Origin of the sequence: Clostridium sp. AM58-1XD (genome assembly GCF_003464085.1) — a bacterium.
In the GTDB taxonomy this organism is placed as follows: domain Bacteria; phylum Bacillota; class Clostridia; order Lachnospirales; family Lachnospiraceae; genus Lachnoclostridium_A.
On sequence record NZ_QSDR01000029.1, the window covers coordinates 18,592 to 42,750 of the forward strand.

Genomic DNA, 24,159 nt, shown 5'->3' on the forward strand with positions numbered 1-24,159 from the left:
AATGAATAATATCAAAGTGATGCTGATGGCAGATACGCCTGCAGCAGGACGGAAAATTCTGGATGTATTAAGAATCGAACCTGGTATCAGCGTATTCGTTAACCAGGACAGCCAGAGTGAAAAAAAGATGTGGATGAACCAGGACACGGCAGTGCTGACCTTTGGGACTTCCGCTTATCTGGAACAAAAGCTTCCGCTTATCCATTCTCTTATAAAAGAGGGACTTCCGGTTATCTGTATCGCCAGAACGGAAGATGGGCTGGAAAAACTGAGAAGGCTGAAGGGATGTACCGTCATAAAATGCAGAGCTTCACATGGTGGCCACGATCAATCGCTGTTTGAGAAAGAATTGCTGGTAAAGGTAAAGAGCTGCTATGGAAGCGGTTCTGAACGGAGAAGGGGACTGGAAGGACTGCCCAGCAGGCACATGGTGGGAATCGGAGCTTCAACGGGAGGACCGAAGGCACTTCTCACTGTTCTTCAGGATCTGCCGCCCGATACATGCGGGATTGTGGTTGTACAGCATTTAAGCAGAGGTTTTGCGGCAAATTTTGCTCATTATATGGATCAGAACTGCCGAATACATGCCAGACAGGCCGCTTCTGAGGAAGTGATACGGGACGGCAATATCTATGTGGCATCCGAAGGGTGTCAGATGAGAGTGAAAAAACAGGGAGATCAGTTCCTTTTGCATACACGCCGGAGAGACGGGAAGTATGATTTCTGCCCGTCAGTGGACTGCCTGTTCGAATCCATGGCAGAAGCGGCAGGAAGCCGTGCTATGGGAATTATATTGACCGGCATGGGAGCGGACGGAGCCATGGGGATTCTGAAAATGAAAGAGGCCGGAGCCTATACGGTAGGTCAGGACCAGGCGACAAGCGCTATTTACAGTATGCTCATGAGGCACTGATTATGGGAGGCATTCAGAAGCAGCTGTCTGTCAAGACCATAGCCGATGAGATCCAAAGGTTCGACAGGTGGATGAAGATACATGGAGGAGGTTCTTGAAGTGGGATATTTGATAATGGTGGCGGATGATGCCCTGTTTATGAGAAATATTATTAAAAAAGCGCTGGCCGAGGGCGGGTATAACCGTATCGTCGAAGCAGCCAATGGACTGGAAGTGGTGGAGTGCTATAGAGAACACCGGCCGGATCTGGTATTTTTAGATATTACAATGCCCGGCCGTGGCGGACTGGACATCCTGGTGGACCTGCTGGCTGAAGATGAAAATGCCAAGATTATCATGTGCTCAGCCATGGGACAGGAAAGCGTTATACTTCAGGCGGTACAAAAAGGCGCTCTGGACTTTATTACAAAGCCCTTCCGGGCTGCCGATCTGATAAAGATGGTAGAAACGTATTTGAAACAATAATTATATGACAGAAAGCGGGGATGGCAAAGTGGAAATACAGACGAAGGATATACTGCGAGAGATATCGAATATCGGCATAGGAAGCTGTATGACATCGCTGTCACATATTATAGGCAAGGAAGTCCACTATTCTGTTTCCTGTGTCAGTGAACTGGAAAATTACGGGGATATGATGGAATGGTTTAAACGGGCAGACGAACATGTGGCCGGGGTGAGCGTTCCGTTTAACGGAGATATCGCAGGTTCGATTCTTCTGATTTATCAGCCTTCCATGGCAGATACGATTCTGACGGAGATATTCGGCAGCATTCCCAAATGGGGGAGCATGAACAATGAGATGCTGGATATGATCCAGGAAACTGCAAATATTATGGCGTCGTCCTATTTATCATCGTTGTCGGCGTATACATCGTGGCATATTCAGGCCGGATGCTCCGCTGCATCTACCGATATGGTGGGAGCGATGATAGGGGAAATCGCCGGTATGGCCGTCAAGGCAGACAATCATGTGCTCTGCATTGGAAGCAGGTTTGGGACAGAGCCGGACAGTCAGGAAAACTGTATGATGATGATGCTTTACGAACATTCAATACCAGGATTTCTGGAGGCGCTGGAGGAGAAAAAATGTGTCAGATTGTGATCAAACCAAATGAAATAGAGATATCTGCTGAAGAAGCAGTGCTGACAGCTCTGGCATTGGGATCCAGTATAGCAGTATGCATTTACGATGATAAAAACAGAATCGGCGGTATGGCATATGCGATTCTCCCGGAAATGAAAGACGGGGCAGAAAAAAGAGGCGGCCTGCGGTTTGTGAATGAGGCGGTTGAAGTGCTGTATGAAAAAATGCTGGAGCATGGAGCACAGGCAGGTCATATGTGGGGAAAGCTGGCCGGCGGAGCAAGGATATTCTGTTTTGCACCGGAAGAACATGAAGCCGATATCGGGAAGATGAACGTGGAACAGGCCAGAATAAAACTTCAGATGCTGGGAATCCCCATACTTGCAGAAGATACGGGAGAAAATTACGGAAGAACCGTTTATTTCCATGTGCGCGACGGAAGCTTGAGATAGAAACAGCAGGAAAATTCAGATATGTGATATGAGGAAAAGGAGAAAGACATGAAAAGTCAAAGATTGAAAAATATGAATGTGGGAGGAAAGCTGTTTCTTTCTTACGGAATTATTATCCTGTTATATGCCTTTACCATACTGACGGCCGTGCTCAGTATCAACAAGGTTTCCTATACGCTGGATAATTTTTATAATATGCCGTTTGTGAATTTGAGCGCTGTGCTTCGGGCACGTACGGGAATTCAGGGAGTCGGAAGAAATGCCCTTTATATGGCTATGAGCAATACGGAAGATAAAGAAACGTATCTGTCGGCCATTGAGGAATACCATTCGATGGTAGATGATTCCATGGTTATATTAAAAGAAAAGCATCCTAGCAGAGAACTGGTGGGAGAGCTGGAACAGTACGTGGGACAAATGGAGCCGGTCTGGGACGAGATAACTATAACGCTGATGCAGGGCCAAGACGAACGGGTAATGGAATTGTTTCAGACGGAATATGAGGTAAATGCGAAAAAAGCAGGAGAGTGCCTGAAAAAAATGGGAGAGGTGGCTCAGGTACAGGCAGATAAACATCTGAAAAACGGCCATAAGACAAAGCAAAATATGATCATCGTGATTATGTTTCTGGCAGCGATTATCATGGCAATTTCTACATTTATGTGGGCAGTGATTACGAAGGGGATCACTAAGCCTGTGGAAGAAATACAAAAGGTTGCAAAGGGCATGGCAGAAGGTAGTCTGGATCTCCACATCAATTATGAATCAAAGGATGAGTTGGGCAGCCTGGCAGAGAGCGTCAGGGAAACGATCCGGAATATGAAGATGTATATTACCGAGATTGAAAACGCGCTCCAGGCAATTGGAAAAGGGCAGCTCAATTATAAAACAAAGACGGACTACAAGGGAGATTTCATCGCGATCGGCAATGCGGTAAACCAGATTACGGAAATGCTCAACTTTGCCATTACTCAGATCAGCAACAGCGCGGAGCAGGTGGCAGGAGGAGCGGAACAGGTGGCAAACGGAGCTCAGATACTTTCTCAGGGAGCGGTGGAACAGGCAAGCTCCATGCAGGAACTGGCAGCCAATATCAATGAAATTTCCGACAGCGTGAGAAACAATGCGGAGGACGCTGTCAATGCAAGCAGGCGGGCAGGAGAAGTCAGTACCCTTGTGACAGAAGGAAGCAGCCAGATGGACAATATGACCAGGGCGATCATGGAGATCAGAGATAATTCCAGAGAAATTACAGGAATTGTCAAGGAAATTGAAGACATTGCATTCCAGACGAATATCCTGGCGCTGAATGCCTCCGTAGAAGCGGCAAGAGCGGGAGACGCAGGAAGAGGCTTCTCTGTCGTTGCCGATGAAGTGCGGCATCTGGCGATTAAGGTATCGGAGGCGGCTAAAATGATGGCGAATCTGGCCGAGCAGACGACTGAAAAGGTAGAAGGAGGCACACAGGCGGTGGAAAAGGCGACGGTATCGCTGAGAGAAATACGGACAGGCGCCGAAGAGGTGACCGAGATGGTAGACAGAATCTCGGACGCTTCCGTAAGCCAGGCCGATTTTATCATCCAGATCAGGCAGTCGATTGAGATGATATCCGATATTGTTCAGGGGAATTCCGCAACGTCAGAAGAGAGCGCCGCGGCAAGTGAAGAACTTGCAGCACAGGCACAGCTTTTGAAAAAACTGGTAGAGGAGTTTGAACTTTAATGAGTAGAAAACATAGTGTTTTAATCGTAGACGATGCATTATTTATGCGGAAAATGCTGGATCGGATCATTTCAGGGGCGGGCGATTATGAGATATATGAAGCGAGCCGCGGCAGAGAGGCAGTTGCGCTGTATACAGAACACAGGCAGGATATCGTTTTTCTCGATATCTCCATGCCGGAAATGAACGGCATCGAAGTGCTGAAGGAACTGAAAGAAATCAATGAAGAGGCATATGTGGTCATGTGTTCGGCGATCGGACAGGAATCCATGATTATGGAGGCGATGAATCATGGAGCGGCAGAGTTTATCGTGAAGCCGTTTCTGCCGCAGCATATCATCAAGGCTCTTGAGAAATCAGGGCAGTAATGCCGGAGGGAAAATAATGAATAGATATTCTGATCTGAGTGAAAATGCTCATGATATTTTGAGGGAAATCAGCAATATCGGAACGGGCAACGCCGTGACTTCCCTGGCTTCCATGATCGGCAGGCAGATCGATATAGAACTTCCTGAGATACAGATCATGGGATATAACGATGTGCCCGGTCTTCTTGGGGATATCGAAACGGTGCAGGTGGGAATTCTCCTTGACGTATCCGGAGATTTGAAAGGCATGTTCATGTTCCTTCTGGACGAAAGCTTCACGAAGGAAATGATCAAACTGCTTCTCGGCAAAGAACTGTATAAACTGGCCGAACTGGATGAACTGGACCGTTCTGCAATATGCGAAATCGGCAATATCATGTGCTGCTCCTACATGAATGCCATATCAATGATGACTGGAATGACGATGAACGTATCGGTGCCGGATATGTGCTGTGATATGGTGGGGGCAATCCTCAGCGTGCCGATGATCCATTTTGCCAATTTAAGCGATGAGATTCTGTTTATTGAAAATCAATATGGCCTCGGCAATATGTCGCTGGTCAGCCATATTCTGTTTTTGCCGGAGATCGAATCGCTGAAAAAAATTTTCGATGCGTTTGGTGAGCCATATGAAAACTGAATTTGTTCAGGTTGGAATCGGAGAAGGGAAAGTAGTCAGGAGACCTGTGGGTCTTGTGTCCTACGCGCTTGGCTCCTGTGTTGGAATCTGTCTGTATGATAGAATGAATGGAGTAGCCGGTATGGCTCATATCATGCTTCCGAGCAGAAAGGTTACTATGGATCCGATAAACCCTTATAAATTTGCCGACAGCGGGATTCAATATCTTGCAAAAGATATGCTGAGAGCAGGAGCCTGCAGGCCGAATCTTTTCGCCAAGATCGCAGGGGGAGCCCAGATGTTCCCGGCTAATGGAAATGCGGAAACGATTGGTGAAAGGAATATCAAGGCAGTGAAAGAGGTCCTGAACGAGATGGGAATACGGATTGTGGCAGAGGACACCGGTAAGGATTACGGACGAACGATACGGTTTTATTCCGTATCCGGTGAACTGGAAATAAAATCTGTGAAGCACGGAATGAATGTAATATGAGGAGAAATGGCAGCAGGCATATACATAATTACAGGGATGCCCTTTATCTGCTGGCAGGTTAAGGGATGGAGGGAGAGTTTGAAATGGCAGACGGACAAACGGTTTTAGTTGTGGATGACAGTTTACTGATATGCCGTCAGATTGAAATAGCGTTAAAGACAGCGGATATCAGTTTATATCAGTCACATACAGGAGCAGAAGCCCTGAAAATGATAGAGAATATAAAGCCGGATCTGATTCTGCTGGATGTGGTTCTGCCTGACATGGAAGGGTATGAGCTGATGGAACGAATGAAAGATAAGGATCATGTGGCAGTTGTTTTTATTACATCGAAAGACAGGGAGGAAGACGTCGTCCGCGGCTTCGCTCTCGGGGCATGCGATTATATTAAAAAGCCGTTTCAGACGGAGGAAATGAAGTCCAGAGTGCTGGCGCACCTGGAAACGAAAAAAAAGCGGGATGAACTGGAACGGTTGAACGAGACGTTTCGTGCCGATATGGAGAAACTGAGTTCAATGGTTTACAGAGAAGAGCTGACAGGATTGTACAACCGGCGGTATGTAATCGAGACGATGGCCGGGAAACTGAAGAACTCAGACCGTCAGAATTTTCTGGTTATGGTGGATATCGATGATTTCAAGAAAGTAAATGACAACTACGGCCATGATGCGGGGGATACGGCGCTCATCTGTATTGCCAGTCTTATGAACGAGATTTGCCATTCTCACGTGGTGACGAGATGGGGAGGGGAGGAGTTCCTGATTATCCTCACGGACATAGACGTGAACACGGCATGGGATCTCTGTGAGGAGATGCGCAGGGAAGTGGAGGATTTCCAGTTCGTTCACGGGGATACGTCTTTTTTCTGTACCATTACGCTGGGTATAGCAGAGTACGATCGGAAAGCAGATTTTAAAAGTAATATCCGTTATGCGGATAAAGCGCTGTATATGGGAAAGAGCGCGGGCAAGAACAGGACTGTACGTTACGAACCGGGATCGGAGTGTGAATAGGCGATGGGATACTTTGATAAGGATATGGAGGATATGCTGGATATCTATCTTCTGGAAACAGGCCAGCTGATGGAACAGGCAGAAGGAATCCTGATCCATGCGGAAAAATCAGGCCAGTTTTCCCCGGAAGATATTAATGAAATTTTCCGAATTATGCATACGACGAAAAGCTCCTCGGCCATGATGGGGCTGTCAGAACTGTCCAGCCTGACGCACAAAGTAGAAGATTTATTTTCCGAATTCAGGGAAGATCCGGGCAGAATCAAATGCTGTGTACAGGAGGCCTTCGAACTATTGTTTGAGGTGACAGATTTGATCCGCAGTGAGCTGCGTCTGATGGGAGAAGACCATTATATTCCCAGAACGACGGAAAGGCAGAGGTATAAGATCGATGCCCTGCTTTCCATGATAAAAGGGCAGAAAAGCTGCACGGTCAGGCTGAAATTTGAACAGAACTGCAAAATGGAAAATATCAGGGCATTTATGGCTGCAAGACAGGTGAAAAACATGTGCTCTGAATTGTCCATGTATCCGGATGATGTAGAGAAAAATTCAGATACGATCGAATATATCAGGAAGAACGGATTTTTCATCAGTTTTGTGTCCGCCGAACCGGAACGCGTTCTGGAGAGGCTTCGCGGAGCGATCTTTGTGGAACAGTGTGACATGGTGGATGGTCTGCCGGAATTGGGGACGTCTCAGGAAAAAGCGGAAGAAACAGAACGGCCTGTGCAGCTTCTGGAAGAATCATACATCAATGTGCGGGTGGAAAAGCTGGATCAGCTCCAGAACCTGACAGGAGAGCTGCTGGTTGCCGTATCGGACCTGATGGACGGAGAGAGCAGGCAGAAAAATACTCTGGAGGACGATGTAACGCATCGGGCGGGCCGGATTCTGAAAGAACTGGGCGAACTGACAATTTCCATGCGTATGGTGCCGCTAAAGGGAGTCATTTCCCAGATCAACAGGCTCGTCCGGGACATGTGCAAAAAGGAAAAGAAGGAAGTCACGTTTTCCGTTATGGGCCAGGATGTGGAAGTGGATAAAAAGATTATGGACGGAATTCTGGAACCTCTGTCCCATCTGATCCGGAATGCGGTCGATCACGGAATCGAACTCCCCGAGGAAAGAGAGCGGGCCGGAAAGCCCAGGGCGGGTAAGATCGAACTGAAGATTGAAAATACTGGAGGGGAAATTCTCATACATCTCGTTGACGACGGAAGCGGTATGGATATCGATAAAATACGCGACAAGGCCAGGAGCAGGAATCTGTTTATAAAGCCGGAAGAAGAGTATACGAGAGAAGAACTCCTGGAGCTCTGCATGCTTCCGGGATTTTCTACAAGGGATACGGCCAGCGAATACTCAGGGCGCGGCGTAGGGCTGGATGTAGTCTGTCAGATGGTGGAACGGTTCGGCGGCCATGTGGATTTAAAGAGTGAACAGGGAAACGGCACTGCGGTGCATCTGCATCTGCCGCTTACGCTTACCATTATTAACTGTATTCTGCTGCAGTCCGGAGGCTTCCGGTTTGCAGTGCCGTCTTATCAGGTTCTCCAGTTCGCCCCTTACAGCAGGATAACACAGAAGTTTTACCGTCAGGGGGACAGAGAATACTGGCTTAATGAAGGGCGGGCCGTACAGGTTCTGTCCTTAACCAGGTTTTATCAGCCATCGAATCAGCAGAAGGAGGAAGGCGGGATCATGATTCATGTCAGAAGCGCAACGAAGGAAGCGTGTCTGGTAGCGGAACAGGTCCTGGAACAAAAGAGCCTGGTGGAAAAAGCGCTTCCTAAAATCTTCGGCCCGCATTTTAAATATTATACAGGTATCTCCGGCTGCAGTACGCCGGGTGACGGAAGTATCTGCATGATGCTGGATATCGAGGACCTGATCAGGAGTGCAGAGAGAGGGGGAAGGTTATGATCAAAGAGAACCCACAGGAAAAGACGGTTCTTTGTGTGCAGACAGGGGATTCCTGCTATGGTTTTGAACTTTCTGCGGTTACCAGAGTGATGCGGTCTCCTGCAATATCACCGCTGCCCTGGCTTCCGGAACATTATGAGGGGGTATGCATCTTATCAGGAGCAGTCCTTCCTGTTGCAGCATTAGACAGCCTGCAGGGGAAAAGGGAGGCGGAGAGGCCGGAGAAACAGGCGATTCTGGTTGTTCACAGTTCAGAATATGAATGTGGAATCCTGGTGGGGGAATCTCCGTTTCTCATTCGCGCAGCAGAATGTGATAAACTGGAATGCACGGCGGCCTCGGTCACAGAAGGCGGACTCGTACTGAAGGAACAGTACCGCATGCCGTCGGAACGTATCGTAGAAATTGTAAACGTAGAAGAGACACTGAAAAATTTAGTGGTGTGCGAATAAGCATGCGAAAGAAACAGGTTGAAAGGGTGCTGAAAAAGAAGAAATTCGCTTTCGCAGTGCCTTTTTCTTTTATAAAAACTTTGTAATATTGCCATAAATTTACTCCTTTCAAAACGTATATATAACAGAAGGGAAATTCTACGCAGGGAGGTTGCAGCCGTTGAGTATGACTGACAATGAGTTTGATAAGAATATCGGACTGATCCGGCAGGGGAACCAGGAAGGCCTGAAGGCTATTTATGAAGCATATCTGCCGGCGGTCTATTCTTCCGTTCTGGCCGTGCTTCACAATGAGCAGAGCGCTCAGGACGTGACGGCGGACTTCTTTATCAGGCTGTGGGAAATAGCTGGTCAGTACAGGCAGGGAGGAAAGCATAAAGCCTGGATGATGACGGTAGCTCATAATATGGCGGTGGACCACCTCAGAAAATACCGGCATGAAGAGCTGGTGGAGCAGGTTTCAGACCTGCCTGAGAGCAGAACTGCCGCCATATCGGAAGAAGACCGTGTCTGCAGCGAATTGACCTTAAAACAGGCATTAGAGACGCTGGAGGAGGAAGAGAGGCAGATCGTCAACTTGAAAATTATGGGAGAACTGACTTTAAAGGAAATCTCCCAGATCATGAAAAAACCACTTGGAACCGTCGCATGGAAATACCGGGTTGCTTTAAATAAGTTAAAGAGGTGCCGATATGAGTAAGAACGATAAACTTAAAAAAGCATACAGGGATTTACAGCTGCAGGAAGCGCCTGATCTATGGGAACGGATTGAGGGCGGCCTTAAGACGGAAGAAACCAGGCATGAGAATCAGCGGGCCGCCGTTTTTGCCAATGGAAGGAAACGGCAGCGGATGTATCAGATTGGAGCTGGTCTGGCCGCAGCATGCTGTCTTTTGTTTGTAGCAGGCAGTCTTTTTACAGGAAGAGAAGGGGCAGCCGATATGGCCGCAGCCGGGACGACGGCCTGGTCTGCAGCGGAAGCAGGTACGGAAGCTGCGGCGGAGACAGCAGCAGAGGCACATAAAGAAGCTGTTCCGGCCGATACAGCAGAGAAAATGCCGAAAGAAGCCGGCGTGCCATATGAAACAGCTGCAATGCCGGAATATGAGGATCACGCAGAAATCAGTGATTTGACGGGACTTCCGGGGATTATCCGGTATGAGAGTCTGGCGCTGGCAGGGACGGTTGTTCCTGTTCCGGATTCTGAAGCAGTATACGAACCGGCTGACAGCTATTACTTTACGGAAGACAGCCTCAGAGAAGCCAGCCTGCTGAGCCAGGCGGAGGTGACTGAGATTTCCTATGAGAAGGATTCGGCAGGACGGATTCAAAACGTGGTTTATGAAATGAACGTTGACAGGGTATTGTATTCAGAAGACTATGTGAGCGAGGGACAGAGCATCCGGGTGAAAAGCCCTTTGGTAGGAAGCACAGCGGAGAACAGTATGCTTTATGAACTGAAGGAGGGCGGAACATATATACTTCCGCTGAAAGCAGAAGGCACAGAGTGGTGGCTGGCGTTCCCGTACGCACCTCAGATCGAGGTGACGGAGGACACCAGATACCTGTTCCACAATGGCTGGAAGAGCCTGGTTGATGACAGGACTTCTGTCGTCGTGATGACGGCAAAAAAACAGGGAGACTGTTATTATGACCGCATGGTACTGAGAGACGATTCTGAATTTCTTTCCAATCTGGCTGAGCTTACGGAGGCGAAGCGGAAGGAAGGAGAAAAGAGATTATGAAAAAGAAACAGGTTATAGCAATTGGATTATCAGGAATAATAGCGGCTTCATCCATGACGGGGTGCGGTTCAGGATCAAAATCATCTGCTACCGCCGGGGCGGCGGACAGACCACAGGCGGCGGCAACACAAGCGTACAGTCCGCAGGAAACTTATATGACGGAAGCGGGTGCGGTAAACGGAGAGTCTGCCTATACCGGTATGGAAGCTGACGGCGGTATGGCTTATGACCGCATGGCAGACAGGTACCAGAATGCCTACGGCGGGGAATACATGAATTCGGAAGAGTATCACGGCGTGGCAGAAAGCGGATTCAAGAAGGTGGAGGAACATCCCCTTTCCACTTTTTCTGTAGATGTGGATACGGCTTCCTACAGCAATATCAGGAGAATGATTACCAGGGGGGAAGAAATTCCTCAGGATGCGGTTCGTATAGAAGAAATGATTAACTATTTTAAATACGACTACAAAAAGCCGGAAGGAGATATACCATTTGCGGTGACGTCCGAGCTGTCGGACTGTCCATGGAATCCGGAACATCAGCTAATGCTGATCGGAATGCAGGCGAAAGAAATTGATTTTGACAACAGGCCGATGTCCAATCTCGTATTTCTGCTCGACGTGTCCGGTTCCATGTACGATGAAGACAAACTTCCTCTGGTACAGAAGTCATTTTCCATGTTGACCGATGAACTGACGGAAAACGACAGGGTGTCGATCGTTACATATGCAGGCTATGAACAGGTGGTTCTGGAAGGCGCAAGAGGAGACGAAAAGGTTAAGATCAGAGAAGCTCTTGAGGGGCTGAATGCAGGCGGTTCCACGGCAGGAGAAGCCGGTATTAACATGGCGTATGAGATGGCGGAAAAATATTTTATCCCAGGGGGAAACAACCGTATGATTCTGGCTACGGACGGCGATCTGAACGTAGGCGTCAGCAGTGAAGAGGGACTTACGAAGCTGATCGAGGAAAAAAGGAAAGGCGGAGTCCACCTGTCCGTACTCGGATTCGGTACGGGAAACATAAAAGATAACAAGATGGAAGCGCTGGCTGACAACGGCGACGGCAATTATGCATATATAGACAATCTTATGGAAGCAAAAAAGGTACTCGTAGAGGAGATGGGAGGCACGCTGCTCACCGTAGCTAAGGATGTGAAGATTCAGACGGAATTCAATCCGTCCCAGATTGCAGGATACCGGCTGATCGGATATGAAAACAGAGCCCTTGCGGATGAGGATTTTGACGATGATTCGGTAGATGCCGGAGAAATCGGCGCAGGTCACCGCGTAACGGCGCTGTATGAGATCATAAGAGCCGGAACAAAAGTGCCTGGAGAAGTTCTGAAATACCAGAGCGGGGAAAAGGAGCAGAAAGAAACAGAAGAACAGACAGGCGGCGCTTTTGAAAATGAACTGATGACGGTGAACATCAGGTACAAAGCGCCCAATGGAAAGGAAAGCAGGCTGATATCCGTACCGGTAAAAGACGAGACCTATCAAAAGGAGATGACGGATAATCTGAAGTTCGCCGGAGCAGTGGCGGAATTCGGCATGCTGTTGAAAGACAGTTCTTATAAAGGAAATTCTTCATATGAGAATGTAATTGATCTTGTATCAGGAGTATCTCAAAAGGGCATGGATGATTACAAAGATGAATTTAAAAAGTTAGTTCTGCAGGTTATGGACTGATTCATGCAGCACCCTCTGCATTTGTATAAAATATCTGGAAGACGCCCTGTTGACCGGTATAAAAAAACTTTTGAAGCCGTATGGGATGCCGGGGCTGCGTTTGGGCCGCCGGCCGATGGGCATACTGATATGATCGAGAGAGCCAGACGGATCGGAATACGCTATGTTCTGCCTGCAAGACGATACGGTGCGGAAAGAAAAAAATGTTGAGAACAGCATAAGAGACTATTGATTTAAACTTTCGTTTGTTGTACTATATATTGTGTTCTGGCATTACTGATATAACAAAATATGCTAAATATACATAAGCCGAGTTCCCGGCATAAGACTGCGGGGGCTGGCCCCGCAGGCGGTCGGAAAAGTCAGGCAGGCATAGTCCCGGCCTGCAGGCCGGGCGGGAAACTATGATTTCAGGAGGAATACTTTATGAATGTACGTAAACGCAGTGGAAAGATCGTGCCCTTTGAGGCGAAATTTATTTTCCGTGCCATCATGCTGGCTTCAGCCGCAGCCGGGCAGCCGGATTCCGAGATTGTACAGAAGACAGCTGATATCGTAACCGCAAAGCTGGAAGCAGCAGGAAAAGATATTGTGGATATCGAAAAGATCCAGGATACGGTAGAAGAGACGCTGTTTGACCAGAAGCTGTATCAGACGGCCAGGTCCTATATTATGTACCGTATTGAGAAGGAAAAGGAGAGAACGAACGGCACATGGGAGGAAGGGCTTTTGTCCAGAGAGTTTTTAAGCCCTTACAAACACTCGCCGAATCCTATGGAACAGCTGGGGTCCTTTGTCTATACGAGAACATATTCCCGATACCTGCGCAAATTCGGACGGCGGGAATTCTGGTGGGAAACGGTACGGCGTGCGGTAGAATACAACTGTTCGCTGGCGCCTACGAGCCGGGAGGAGGCAGAAAAACTGTATGACAATATCTATCATCTGAGGCAGTTTTTATCAGGCCGTACGCTGTGGGTAGGCAATACGCCTGTAGCGACAGCTTATCCGATTGCCAATTACAACTGTGCGTTTGAAGTCATTGATGACTTTAAGGCATTTCATGATCTGTTCTATCTGCTGATGGTGGGAAGCGGAGTGGGAGTGCGCGTGCTGGGAGAGGACGCGGCACGTCTGCCCCAGATCCGAACGGATATGGAAATACTTCATAAAGCGTATGAGGCGCGGCCGATGTCAGAGCGCCTGGAGTATACCGACATTACATTTACCCACGATACGGCTACGGTATCCATCGGGGATTCGAAAGAAGGATGGGCTCAGGCACTGGACCATTACTTTGATATTCTTACAAACAGAGAGTATTCCAAGATTCAGAAGATTATTGTCATTTATGATTCTATCCGGCCAAGGGGAGAGCGTCTGAAGAACTTCGGAGGAACAGCCAGCGGCTATGAATCCATGATGGCAATGCTGGCTAAAATTCATAAAGTCGTCAGGGCTGCAGGGGCGCGTGACAAAGCAGTCCGCACACAGCTGAAACCGATTGACCTTTTGGATATCGCCAATATTATCGGCGAAAATGTCGTATCAGGGGGAGTGCGCCGGACTTCGGAAATCGGTCTGATCGATGCAGATGACGAACTGTGCGTCGGGGCAAAGAGCAGCCTGTACCGTCAGATAAACGGACGGTGGGAACTGGATCAATCGATATCCCATCGCCAGATGAGCAATAATTCCATATATTACAGAAGCAGACCTACACGCGAGAAGCTTCACTGGCACCTTCAGCAGATGCGCTATTCAGGAGAACCAGGCTGGGTCAATGAAGAGGCAGGGAGGAAAAGACGGCCGAATTTTAACGGCTGCAATCCGTGCGGAGAGATTCTGCTGGACAGCCATGGCCTGTGCAATCTGACCACGGTAAATGTGATGGGATTTGTTCAGGATGGAAAGCTGGATGTAAAGGAACTTCTGAAGGCTCAGAAACTGTCAGCCAAGGCAGGCTACAGGATGACATGTCAGGAACTGGAAATGCACAGATGGAATGAAGTGCAGAAGAGGGACAGACTGCTGGGATGTTCACTTACCGGATGGCAGGATATGGTAAACGCTACGGGGATGAGCCGCGGCGAGCAGGCAGACCTTCTGGAAAAACTGCGTGCGGCTGCTCATGAAGCGGCTGAATCCACAGCGGACCGTTTGGGTGGAAAGAAACCGCTTCTCATAACAACGGTTAAACCGGAGGGAAGTCTTTCCCTGCTTCCGACTGTATCCAGCGGTGTGCATTATTCCCATGCGCCGTTCTATATCAGACGCGTGCGCATTACGGCGACAGATCCACTCTGCAGGGTATGTGAAGACCTGGGATATCCGGTGCTTCCGGAGGTGGGACAGAATCCGGATGACCCGACTACAAAAGTAGTTGAGTTTCCTGTGAAGGCTCCGGCCGGCCGTGTGAAAGCGGACGTTTCCGCGATTGAACAGTTGGAGAATTACAAGATGTTTATGCAGCATTATGTAGACCACAACTGCTCCATAACCGTCCATGTCCGCGATCATGAGTGGGAGGAAGTAGAACAATGGGTATGGGATAACTGGGATGACGTGGTTGCGCTTTCTTTCCTGAGCTATGATGACAGTTTTTACGAACTGCTGCCTTATGAAGCCATAACAGAGGAAGAATATGAACAGCGCAAGTCCTGGATGAGGCCGTTTAACCCGTCTCTTCTGTCCAAATACGAGCATGAAGAAACAGAACTGGATATCGGGGATTCTGAATGTACAGGCGGGGTGTGTCCGGTACGATAACCATTAGATAAAGAAACTATCAGATAAAGAAAAGAATGGAAGGCGAGGATGTTGCAAAAAGGAATAGAGCATTGCCGCTGATATCAGATGCAGTGACTTGGCCACTGCCTGGAACGAAATCTGGTATCGGCAGCAATGCGGATTCGACTTTTGCAACACCCTCGTTTGTTCTTAAAGCCGATATACCTTCTCCAGCTGTTCCATATAAAAACGGATTCTTTCCAGCTGGTTTTCTCCGGCAGGGACGCCGGAAAAATAATACTCTGCCGATGGCGGAGCCGGCAGACTAAGAGCTGGTCCGGAGGCTGAGGGCAGACTCCGGACCAGCTGGCGGACAGTTCCTTCATTTCCGTCGATAAAATGAACGGGATTGGGGAAAAGGCGGAGGAGCCGTTCTTTAAAATAATTAAAATGGGTGCAGCCTAATACAAAGGAAGAGTACTCTTCCAGGCGGTATCCACGAAATGCTTCTTTCAGATAATCATCAACTGCAGATGAAGTAAAGTCTCCGCGCTCGGCAAAACGGACGAGTCCCGGAAGGGGAATCAGATCCACATGGTGCTCCTGGTCCACCTGATCTAAAAGGGTGTGCAATTTATTTCCGGCAATCGTGACAGGAGTTGCGGCCGCTATAATCCGTTTCTCTGGAATGCTGCAGGTTTCCACGGCCTTTTTTACGGCCGGTTCCATACCTATGATGGGAACCGGGAACGAACTGCGAAATTCCCTGGTCGAAACGCTGGTGGCCGTGTTGCAAGCGATGACAATGGCATCCACATCCTTGCGGATCAGAAAATGAATGATTTCCTTTACGTATCCTCTGATCTGATCCGCACTTTTTTCCCCGTAGGGGACGTGCATTTCATCCGAATAATATATGAACTGACCATCAGGAATGACCTTCTGTGCATGATGAAGAACGGACAGCCCGCCGATTCCTGAATCAAAAATTCCTATTTTCATCTGTATTTCCTCACATATAGCATAAATTAGGCAAAACCGCACCGGGTTATATGACTTACATCATGTTCGTAGTTACCTTACCAAGTGGTCTTGTTATACCATATCTGCGCTGCAGATATGATCGCCCTGCGGTCATTATACCACAAAACAGGAAATTGGGAACGGCGGCAATCGATTTGTTTATCACAGGAGGACGAAATATTGTTGACGGAAGGAAGACGGGGGAGTAGGATAAAAAGAGAATGGCAGAGACGGCAGCAAGTGAGTAAGCCAGAATAGGCGGATGAGCCTGCTGCAGGATAAAACAGGAGGGATTGTGCAGTGAAGAAACTGAATCATGTTACAATAGTCGGAATGGGAGCGCTGGGGATTTTGTTCGGAGAATATTTTGCAAGAACCATGGGCAGCGAAGCAGTTACATTTCTGGCAGATGAGGAGCGGATTGCCAGGTACGGAAAGGAAATGATAAGCTGTAACGGAAAGGAATGCCGGTTCCAGCTGAAGACTCCGGATGCGGCGGCACAGGCGGAGCTCCTGGTTTTTGCTGTGAAGGCGACCGCGCTGCCAGCTGCAGTGCATATGGCTGAGAAATGTGTTGGCGGGGATACCGTAATCCTGTCTCTTCTGAACGGGATTTCCAGTGAAGAATACATAGAAAAAGAACTGGGAAAGGGTACGGTTCTTTCCTGTGTCGCACAGGGAATGGATGCGGTGAAGAACGGAGGAAGGCTGACCTATTCCCACATGGGAAAACTGTGTATCGGCATTTCGAAATCAGAGGAGGAAAAGAGGCCGCAGCTTGAACGGGTCAGAGAACTGTTTGACCGGATTGAGCTTCCCTATACGCTGGAAGAAGATATCATACACCGGATGTGGAGCAAGTGGATGCTGAACGTGGGAGTGAACCAGACGGTAATGGTAGAGGAAGGAACTTACAGAACGGTTCAGGAGCCTGGGAAAGCCAGAGATCTGATGAAGGCGGCTATGCGGGAAGTGATTATGATTGCAGAGAAAGAGGGCGTATCCGTGACGGAAAAAGATCTGGATGAATACACGGCTCTTGTAGACAGCCTTTCCCCTGATGGAATGCCTTCCATGCGCCAGGACGGAATGGCCGGCCGGTTGACCGAAGTGGAGCTGTTTGCAGGCACGGTGCTGAAAAAAGCGGAGCAATACGGACTGGAAGCGCCTGTAAACCGGGAGCTTTACGACAGGGTAAAGTATTTGGAGTCACAGTATAAATAAAAGAAATATCATTGATCCATTTGATGAATTTGTAAATAGGACACAAAAAGAAAACGAACAGCCTCTGATATCAGATGCAGTTCTCCGGCTGCTGCCGTGGGACCAATTCTGGTATCAGAGGCTGTTCCTATTTTATTCTTACGGATGCTTTGACGATATAGTCGTCATAACACTTGGCGGTCAGTTCGTCCTGGAGGAGATCTTCATACCAGATATCATCCAGCACAAGACTGTTTTCACGGGCGAACCGGCTAATCATTTCATAAGGCCTCTTTAGGCTGCCGTCATATCCCTGATAATACACCTGGACGTAAGATCCGCCTGCTTTTTTAGACGGCTTTAAGGCAGACACCTTTCTGTCCATCCTGCTGTAGATTTGAAAATAATGATCGTATCTGCCTTCTTCCAGATCGGAAAGATGGCAGCAGGCTCCGACCGTATTCAGAGTGACATGATGGCGTTCCATCAGCTTTACATGAGCCGCTATTTCTTCTGCAATTGTCTTTTCTGCCGTATCCCTGACATTGGAAATCATCAGGTATTCATCGGGAATGCGGACGATAAAAGGGGAATCCAATGTGGCATTCATGGCTTCTTCGATATTTTTCTGTTCCATCTGGATAAATTTTTTCAGACTTTTCAGCCGCTCGATTTCCCGGTCGATCTCGCCTTCCTTATCTCTTGTCAGAGCCAGAAACTTATCTGGGGAGCGGGAGGCCATATAATTTCTGATTTCGCTTAAAGGCATGGAGAGCTTCTGAAGAGCCCGGATCACCTCGAACGTATCCATCTGCCATAAGAAATAGTAGCGATATCCGTTGTCTTCCGTGTGCGCGGGACAAAAGAGTTTGATGTCGTCATAGTGAAAAAGCGTGTGCTTACTGACACCCAGTATCTTGGCGAATTCTCCTGTTGTAAAGTATAGTTCCGACTGCTTTTCCATTTATAAAATCTCCTCTTGACTATCGTGTTACCCTATACCATATAATAGTGCCTGCGGCTGAAATTTGCAAGAAAAACAGGAGAATTAGTATGAGTTATTCACTATCAAAAAAATTTACATTCGGCTCTCTGCTGGTGTTTGCACTTCCAACGACCATCATGATGATGGTCATGTCCCTCTATACGATTATAGACGGCGTGTTCGTATCGCGCTTTGTCAGTACAAATGCACTTTCTGCCATAAATATCGTCTATCCGGCCATAAATATCGTGCTGGGGATTTCCGTTATGCTGGCTACGGGAAGCAACGCCATCGTAGCAAGAAAGATGGGAGAAGGCCGGCCCGAGAGTGCCAGAAAAACGTTTACGGCCATTGTGCTGCTAAATCTTTTAATCGGAGCGGCCATTGGGATCGTGGGTAATATTTTTGCAGTTCCTCTGGCCCGCATGCTTGGAGCCAGTGATCTCATCCTGGCAGACTGCGTAACATATCTGAGATGGCAGATCGGCTTTTCGCCGGCTCTTATGCTTCAGCTGTTGTTTCAGTCATATTTTATTACGGAAGGCCGGCCGGGTACAGGGCTGTTTCTTACGATCCTGGCAGGCGTCGCCAATGCCGTACTGGATTATGTTTTTATCATTCCGCTGCAGATGGGAATTGCTGGGGCTGCGATTGCGACGGTCGTAGGCTATATGATACCGGCTACTGCCGGTCTGATTTATTTTGCGGTGTCCAGGAAAAGCCTGTGGTTTGTCAAGCCCAAGCTGCCGGCGGCAGAACTGGCTGATTCCTGTATCAACGGTTCGTCAGAAATGGTTACGAATCTTTCATCGGGCATCATCACGTTTTTATTTAACCAGCTTCTGATCCGATATGCAGGAGAGGACGGCGTGGCGGCGATTACGATTATCCAGTACGCCCAGTTCCTTCTGAATGCTCTTTTTATGGGATTTTCCCAGGGGGTATCCCCTGTGATCAGCTATAATCACGGAAGCGGAAACCATGGGCAGCTGAAACAGATATTTAAGACATCTGTCATTTTTACATGCATCACGTCGGTATGCATTTTCGCCTTTGCCCAGCTGGCAGGCGACCTGGTGGTTACGGTTTTTGCACGGCCGGAGACGTCCGTCTATGAGCTGGCCAGCCGAGGACTCGCCATTTTTTCCGTCTGCTTTCTCTTCTCCGGAATTAATACGTTTTCATCAGCCCTCTTTACGGCCCTGTCCGATGGGAAGATTTCAGCGATTATCTCTTTTATGAGAACCTTTGGAATGATCGTTACCAGCCTTCTGATCCTGCCGTCGCTCTTTGGAATCAATGGCGTCTGGATGGCTGTGCCGGCGGCAGAGCTCTTTGGAATGATCATGTGTCTGCATTATATAAGAAAGTACAGGGGGGTGTATCATTTCCAGTAAAAGGTGTATATTTGCCTCAGTTATTGGTGTACAAAGCCGTACAGAATTGATATAATGAACCTATTATAAAAGCGGTTTGTCCGGCAAAGGAGTAGCATCATGGGGCGTTTTGATAAAGCACCAGACATAGCAGAAGATATGCTGAGAGCTTATTTCTGTACACGTGACTGGGAAGGAGCTGCAGGTTATTTCTGCAGCCGCACAGATATGATCAGGATGAGCGGAAATGTATCTTTTTATGATCAAAAAAGCATGAAAGAGATCTTTCGTATCGGAATAGAGGATATGCCTCCCTGTTCCATTACTGATATGGATCTCCGTCTTACCCGCGAATGGGAGGACAGCTGCCTTGTAACGGGCAGCTGCTGCGTGGTAATGGATGAACCGGGAACCCGGTTTTTCCAGTGCATTCTCCGCATAACACTATTCTTTGTTCTGGACTCGGAGGGGAATTTAAAAATTTTCCACCAGCATGTATCCGTACCAAGCGATCCTCTCGGGGAAGAGGAGAGGAAGGGCCGGATCGAATATGAGCAGATGAAGGATGACTTGGAGGAAAAGACGGCGCAGATCGAGATGATCGCCAGAACGGCAGCCGGAGGATTGAAAGGCAGCCTGGACGATCCATATTATACGTATTTCTACGTGAATCATGAGCTGTGCCAGATGCTGGGATACACCTACGAAGAATTTATGGAGATGAGCGGAGGAACTGCAGTAGGCGCCGTTTATCCTCCGGATCTGCCGAAAGCGCTGAATGAGTGCAGAATCTGCTTTGAAAAGGGGCCGGAATACAGAGCGGAGTACAGGATCAGAAAAAAGGACGGCAGCCTTTTATGGGTGCTGGATACGGGGCGGAAGGTGACGAACGCCAGGGGACAGACGATCATCAACAGTATTATTACGGATATTTCCGATATGAAAGAAGCGTATAACCAGCTGAAAATCGAGCAGGAGCGGTATGAGATCGTAGCCGAGCTGTCGGATGAAACGATCTTTGAATATGATATCCGTGAAGATTCCCTTCAGATGTTTTACCCATCCAGTACGCCGGGAAAACGCCATACCGACCGGTTTGACCAATTTGGGAAAACCTGGGAAATCCTATTCAGGATTCACCCGGACGATGCGGAAGAGGTCCGAAACAGAGGAATGGCAGCACTGCAGCAGTCAGGCGCAGAGAAATTCGATACGGTGGAATACAGGATTCTGCTGGAACAGGGAGGGTTCATCTGGAAGCGGGCAGTATTCAGAGGCGTTCACGATACGGAAGGAAAGATCGCAAAAATCGTCGGAAAGGTCAAGGATATCAATGAGGAAAAGAGAATTCTGTTTCAGTCTCAGAGAGACGTACTGACCGGAGCATACAACAGGATGTATCTGGAGCTGTCAATCCGGGAATACCTGAAGAGGAAAATGGACGGCGTAGTCGGCGTCTGTATTCTGGTGGATATCGATTATTTTAAAATAATCAATGATTATCATGGCCATCTGACAGGAGACCAGGTGCTTATGGATCTGGTGGGCATGATGTATGCGACGTGCCGCTGTACGGATATCATATCCAGAATCGGCGGGGATGAATTTGTTATTTTTATGAAGGATATCTTTGATCTCGATATTGTAAAGGAAAAGCTGGACTGGCTCTTATGTGAAATGAAAAAATACGGGGCAGAGAAAAGAATTTCCGTTCCGCTGACTTTCAGCGCGGGGATTGTTACTGCCAAAAAGAAGAGGGATACCTTTTCCAGTCTCTACCGGAAAGCGGATATTGCGCTGTATCATGCGAAGGCGGAGGGAAGAGAGCGGTATATTCTGTATCAAAAGGGAATGGAGTATCCGCAAAAGCCATAATGCGGCCGGCTGAAAAGTGATTATGAGACAAAAAAAGAGGGGCAGAGAGAGGATGCTGCAAAACGTTGAATTAGCTGTGCCACTGATACCAGATTCCGTTCCAGGCAGTGGTCAAGTCACTACATCTGGTATCAGTGGCAATGCTTTATTCCCTTTTGCAACCCCCTCTCTGCCCCTCTTCTGCATCGTGGAAGGATGAGTTTTGGCGTTTATATGTAAAATTCATTCGGCCTGCGGATCTCCTTCAGCGGTCCCAGCTTTTGGGCCAGGTTCTCTCTGACCGACGAGGGAATCGCCCGGGCATGTTCAGGACAGACCGATATACAGCGCATGCAGAGAATACATTTTAAAGCATCCGTTTGCTGCGGATGATCCATATCGATTGCGCCTGTAGGGCATTTCTGCGCGCAAAGGCCGCATTTCAGACAATGATCGGAAACGACCGGCGTTACAGGCATAGGAGTCCATGTCTTATAGGGCCTGTCCCCAGGGACCTTCAGCCTGGAAGATGAAGAAGAAGCATATTTATTCAGCACCTTTGCGGCAAAATCGGTGACTTCCTTTTCATCAGCTGCATCTGGTCTGCCTGCAGCCACCTCGTTGATAATGGAATGCTGTGCGATCAGGGCGGCAGAAGCGATTACAGAGAATCCCTGTTCGGCCATGCAGTCATTCAGTTCCAGAAGTGCATCTTCATACGCTCTGTTGCCATATACGGCTAAAGTGACTGCAGCGGCGCCGTTCCCGTGGATATCTTTTAATTTATCGGTCATATAAGAAGGCAGGCGCCCTCCATAGACGGGGCCTGAAACGACGACAAGGTCCCCTTCTGTAAATGAAATTTCCTGTCTGCATGGGCACGATAGATCGATTTCTGCGATCTCTTCTCCTAAAGCGGCAGCCAGTGTAACGGCTTCTCTTCTGCTGGTGCCGGTCGGGCTGAAATAGATGGCTGTTATTTTATGAATCATAATAATCCCCCTTTTTCCATATGTGTATCAATGTGCATAAGGCAAGTATATGTTTCTTTTGCTATAATGTCAACGGCAGCAGAAATGGATTCGGAAATAAACAGGAAAAATAACAACTGCACAGGCGGCGCCCAGACAGTTCCTGAATCTGGCAGAACCGCCGGGCGTGACTTTTTTGACAGGATATGCTATGATGGGACAAAATAATCGGTGGACGGCACCGATATTCTGAAAGAGGAACCAATATGGAAAAGAGAAAGGGATGAAGTCATGATCTGTCCGAAGTGTGGTTATGAGACGTCAGGCAATTTCTGTAGCAACTGTGGATTCCGTTTACAGCAGAACAGAAGTGTTACGACAGAGAAGATACGGCAAGTCACGGATGAGAGAGAGGATCAGCCGGAGGAAGAAATCATTTGCGATGCCGCCGTGCCGGAAGAAAACGGCCGGATGGAATATGAGATCAGTGAGCGGATGGATGAGCCCTATTCCCGCCTGCGTCAAAGAAGGGACGACGCAAAAGAACGTCCCGTAAAAAGGTCCAGGGCGAAAAAGACGGTTAAGAAAAAGACCGTGAAAAAGAAAGCGGATAAAAGGGAGAAAAAGCCTGCGGAGAGGAAAAAAGATAGGAGAAGGGAAAAGGGAGAAGCTGAAGCAACAAGCCGCAGGGCAGTCGGCCGCCGCCGGAGCATGGACAGAGAGAATGGAGCTGAATACGCCGCAGGGCGCCGTACGGCCGCCGATGCGGTATATCGAGGAGCCGCGCGGCTGGCGGTCGTAAGTTCCCGTACGATGCAGCTGATTTCCGGACTGTTGATGGCTTTTATGGTATGCGCTCTGGCAGATGCATACTGGAGTAACAGGAAAGGGCTTGGAAGCATTACCACAATTGCAGAAGAACATAATTATGCGCTGGCCCTCTATCTGGCCATAGCCGGCGTCTCGCTTTTTATGGGGGCTGTCTGGTTTTTGTGGACGCTCACGAGGAAGGCTGCCGGAGGAGACGTCCGATTGAAGCGATATGACACGGGCCGGGGATTGATTCCATTCCTGATCTGGGGAGCGGCAGTATTCCTGGCAGGACCTGCGCTGCATTTCATTCCGGAAGGACTGGAGGGGCTGAACGGGATCGAGGCAGGGGGAAGAGCGGCCCTGGAAGCGGTAAATTCCTGCAGAAATCTGCTCCTCACCTGCAGCCTGTCCGGCGCTGTACTCTCCCTGATACGGAAGATCTTAAGTGTTTAGACGGAGGACGTCTTAAAAATACGTTAAGCTTTCAGCAGCATAGTTGACAGAACGGCAGCCTTCGCATATATTATGTACCATAAGGCAGCGGCTGCCTGCAGCAGCCACATCAGACAGCCGGGAAAGGGAAAGATAACACGTGGACGACGCCGAAAGTGACGCTGACCAAACATCACAGACAACACCATTACAGACAAAACAGATTCGTTTATCTGATTTGAATAAGCTCCGCAATACATAGGCATGACCTGCGTTCTTTTACAGAAGGCG

The 24,159-nt window shown here is 48.5% G+C and carries 22 protein-coding genes; 19 read left to right on the forward strand and 3 right to left on the reverse strand.

Annotated features, from left to right (window positions below; genetic code table 11):
- The first annotated feature begins 1 nt into the window (after position 1).
- The 15 genes from DXA13_RS16160 (at position 2) to nrdJ (ending at position 15,250) form a co-directional block, all read left to right on the forward strand.
- Positions 2-913, forward strand: coding sequence for a CheB methylesterase domain-containing protein (locus DXA13_RS16160; RefSeq protein ID WP_181995710.1), 912 nt, complete (start codon positions 2-4; stop codon positions 911-913).
- A 99-nt stretch (positions 914-1,012) separates the two neighbouring features.
- A complete protein-coding gene (locus DXA13_RS16165; RefSeq protein WP_118245985.1) occupies positions 1,013-1,378 on the forward strand; it encodes a response regulator in 366 nt (121 codons plus the stop codon).
- A 28-nt stretch (positions 1,379-1,406) separates the two neighbouring features.
- Positions 1,407-2,018 (forward strand): chemotaxis protein CheC, encoded by a 612-nt coding sequence (locus DXA13_RS16170; protein ID WP_181995711.1) that lies wholly within the window; start codon positions 1,407-1,409, stop codon positions 2,016-2,018.
- A complete protein-coding gene (locus DXA13_RS16175; RefSeq protein WP_181995712.1) occupies positions 2,003-2,452 on the forward strand; it encodes a chemotaxis protein CheD in 450 nt (149 codons plus the stop codon). The genes DXA13_RS16170 and DXA13_RS16175 overlap by 16 nt, the downstream gene beginning before the upstream one ends.
- Before the next feature lie 48 nt (positions 2,453-2,500).
- Positions 2,501-4,174: a methyl-accepting chemotaxis protein gene (locus DXA13_RS16180; protein WP_118245991.1), complete on the forward strand. Its 1,674-nt coding sequence runs from the start codon at positions 2,501-2,503 to the stop codon at positions 4,172-4,174.
- Complete coding sequence (locus DXA13_RS16185) at positions 4,174-4,542, forward strand: response regulator (protein ID WP_118245993.1); 369 nt, start codon at positions 4,174-4,176, stop codon at positions 4,540-4,542. The genes DXA13_RS16180 and DXA13_RS16185 overlap by 1 nt, the downstream gene beginning before the upstream one ends.
- 16 nt (positions 4,543-4,558) lie before the next feature.
- Positions 4,559-5,182 carry a chemotaxis protein CheC gene (locus tag DXA13_RS16190; RefSeq protein ID WP_181995713.1) on the forward strand — a complete coding sequence of 208 codons (624 nt, stop codon included), beginning with the start codon at positions 4,559-4,561 and terminating at the stop codon, positions 5,180-5,182.
- Positions 5,172-5,654: a chemotaxis protein CheD gene (locus DXA13_RS16195; protein WP_118245996.1), complete on the forward strand. Its 483-nt coding sequence runs from the start codon at positions 5,172-5,174 to the stop codon at positions 5,652-5,654. Before DXA13_RS16190 ends, DXA13_RS16195 begins: the two co-directional genes overlap by 11 nt.
- A gap of 83 nt (positions 5,655-5,737) precedes the next feature.
- On the forward strand, positions 5,738-6,667 hold the full coding sequence (locus tag DXA13_RS16200; RefSeq protein ID WP_118246044.1) for a diguanylate cyclase: 930 nt from the start codon (positions 5,738-5,740) through the stop codon (positions 6,665-6,667).
- 3 nt (positions 6,668-6,670) lie between these two features.
- A complete protein-coding gene (locus DXA13_RS16205; protein ID WP_118245998.1) occupies positions 6,671-8,593 on the forward strand; it encodes a chemotaxis protein CheA in 1,923 nt (640 codons plus the stop codon).
- Positions 8,590-9,045 carry a chemotaxis protein CheW gene (locus DXA13_RS16210; protein WP_118246000.1) on the forward strand — a complete coding sequence of 152 codons (456 nt, stop codon included), beginning with the start codon at positions 8,590-8,592 and terminating at the stop codon, positions 9,043-9,045. Before DXA13_RS16205 ends, DXA13_RS16210 begins: the two co-directional genes overlap by 4 nt.
- A 166-nt stretch (positions 9,046-9,211) precedes the next feature.
- A complete protein-coding gene (locus DXA13_RS16215; protein ID WP_118246002.1) occupies positions 9,212-9,745 on the forward strand; it encodes an RNA polymerase sigma factor in 534 nt (177 codons plus the stop codon).
- On the forward strand, positions 9,738-10,790 hold the full coding sequence (locus DXA13_RS16220) for a hypothetical protein (RefSeq protein WP_118246005.1): 1,053 nt from the start codon (positions 9,738-9,740) through the stop codon (positions 10,788-10,790). The genes DXA13_RS16215 and DXA13_RS16220 overlap by 8 nt, the downstream gene beginning before the upstream one ends.
- A complete protein-coding gene (locus DXA13_RS16225) occupies positions 10,787-12,481 on the forward strand; it encodes a VWA domain-containing protein (RefSeq protein ID WP_243009184.1) in 1,695 nt (564 codons plus the stop codon). Before DXA13_RS16220 ends, DXA13_RS16225 begins: the two co-directional genes overlap by 4 nt.
- Before the next feature lie 426 nt (positions 12,482-12,907).
- Positions 12,908-15,250 carry a ribonucleoside-triphosphate reductase, adenosylcobalamin-dependent gene (gene nrdJ / locus DXA13_RS16235; protein ID WP_118246009.1) on the forward strand — a complete coding sequence of 781 codons (2,343 nt, stop codon included), beginning with the start codon at positions 12,908-12,910 and terminating at the stop codon, positions 15,248-15,250.
- A 171-nt stretch (positions 15,251-15,421) separates the two neighbouring features.
- On the opposite strand, the gene murI is transcribed toward nrdJ, so the two are convergent.
- Positions 15,422-16,213 (reverse strand): glutamate racemase, encoded by a 792-nt coding sequence (gene murI, locus DXA13_RS16240; RefSeq protein WP_118246011.1) that lies wholly within the window; start codon positions 16,211-16,213, stop codon positions 15,422-15,424.
- A gap of 321 nt (positions 16,214-16,534) precedes the next feature.
- Here murI and DXA13_RS16245 point away from each other — a divergent pair, with 321 nt between their 5' ends.
- Positions 16,535-17,458, forward strand: coding sequence for a ketopantoate reductase family protein (locus tag DXA13_RS16245; protein ID WP_118246013.1), 924 nt, complete (start codon positions 16,535-16,537; stop codon positions 17,456-17,458).
- Positions 17,459-17,585: 127 nt separating this feature from the next.
- Here DXA13_RS16245 and DXA13_RS16250 read toward each other — a convergent pair whose 3' ends face one another.
- Entirely contained in the window at positions 17,586-18,401 is an 816-nt protein-coding gene (locus DXA13_RS16250; protein WP_118246015.1) for a MerR family transcriptional regulator, read from the reverse strand.
- 89 nt (positions 18,402-18,490) lie between these two features.
- Here DXA13_RS16250 and DXA13_RS16255 point away from each other — a divergent pair, with 89 nt between their 5' ends.
- Together DXA13_RS16255 and DXA13_RS16260 are read left to right on the forward strand one after the other, a co-directional pair.
- Positions 18,491-19,819 (forward strand): MATE family efflux transporter, encoded by a 1,329-nt coding sequence (locus DXA13_RS16255; RefSeq protein WP_118246017.1) that lies wholly within the window; start codon positions 18,491-18,493, stop codon positions 19,817-19,819.
- A gap of 99 nt (positions 19,820-19,918) precedes the next feature.
- Positions 19,919-21,673: a sensor domain-containing diguanylate cyclase gene (locus DXA13_RS16260; RefSeq protein WP_118246020.1), complete on the forward strand. Its 1,755-nt coding sequence runs from the start codon at positions 19,919-19,921 to the stop codon at positions 21,671-21,673.
- A gap of 209 nt (positions 21,674-21,882) precedes the next feature.
- Here DXA13_RS16260 and DXA13_RS16265 read toward each other — a convergent pair whose 3' ends face one another.
- Entirely contained in the window at positions 21,883-22,644 is a 762-nt protein-coding gene (locus DXA13_RS16265; RefSeq protein WP_118246023.1) for an EFR1 family ferrodoxin, read from the reverse strand.
- Between the two features lie 210 nt (positions 22,645-22,854).
- On the opposite strand from DXA13_RS16265, the gene DXA13_RS16270 reads away from it, so the two are divergent.
- Positions 22,855-23,889, forward strand: coding sequence for a zinc ribbon domain-containing protein (locus DXA13_RS16270; RefSeq protein WP_118246025.1), 1,035 nt, complete (start codon positions 22,855-22,857; stop codon positions 23,887-23,889).
- The last annotated feature ends 270 nt before the right edge of the window (positions 23,890-24,159 follow it).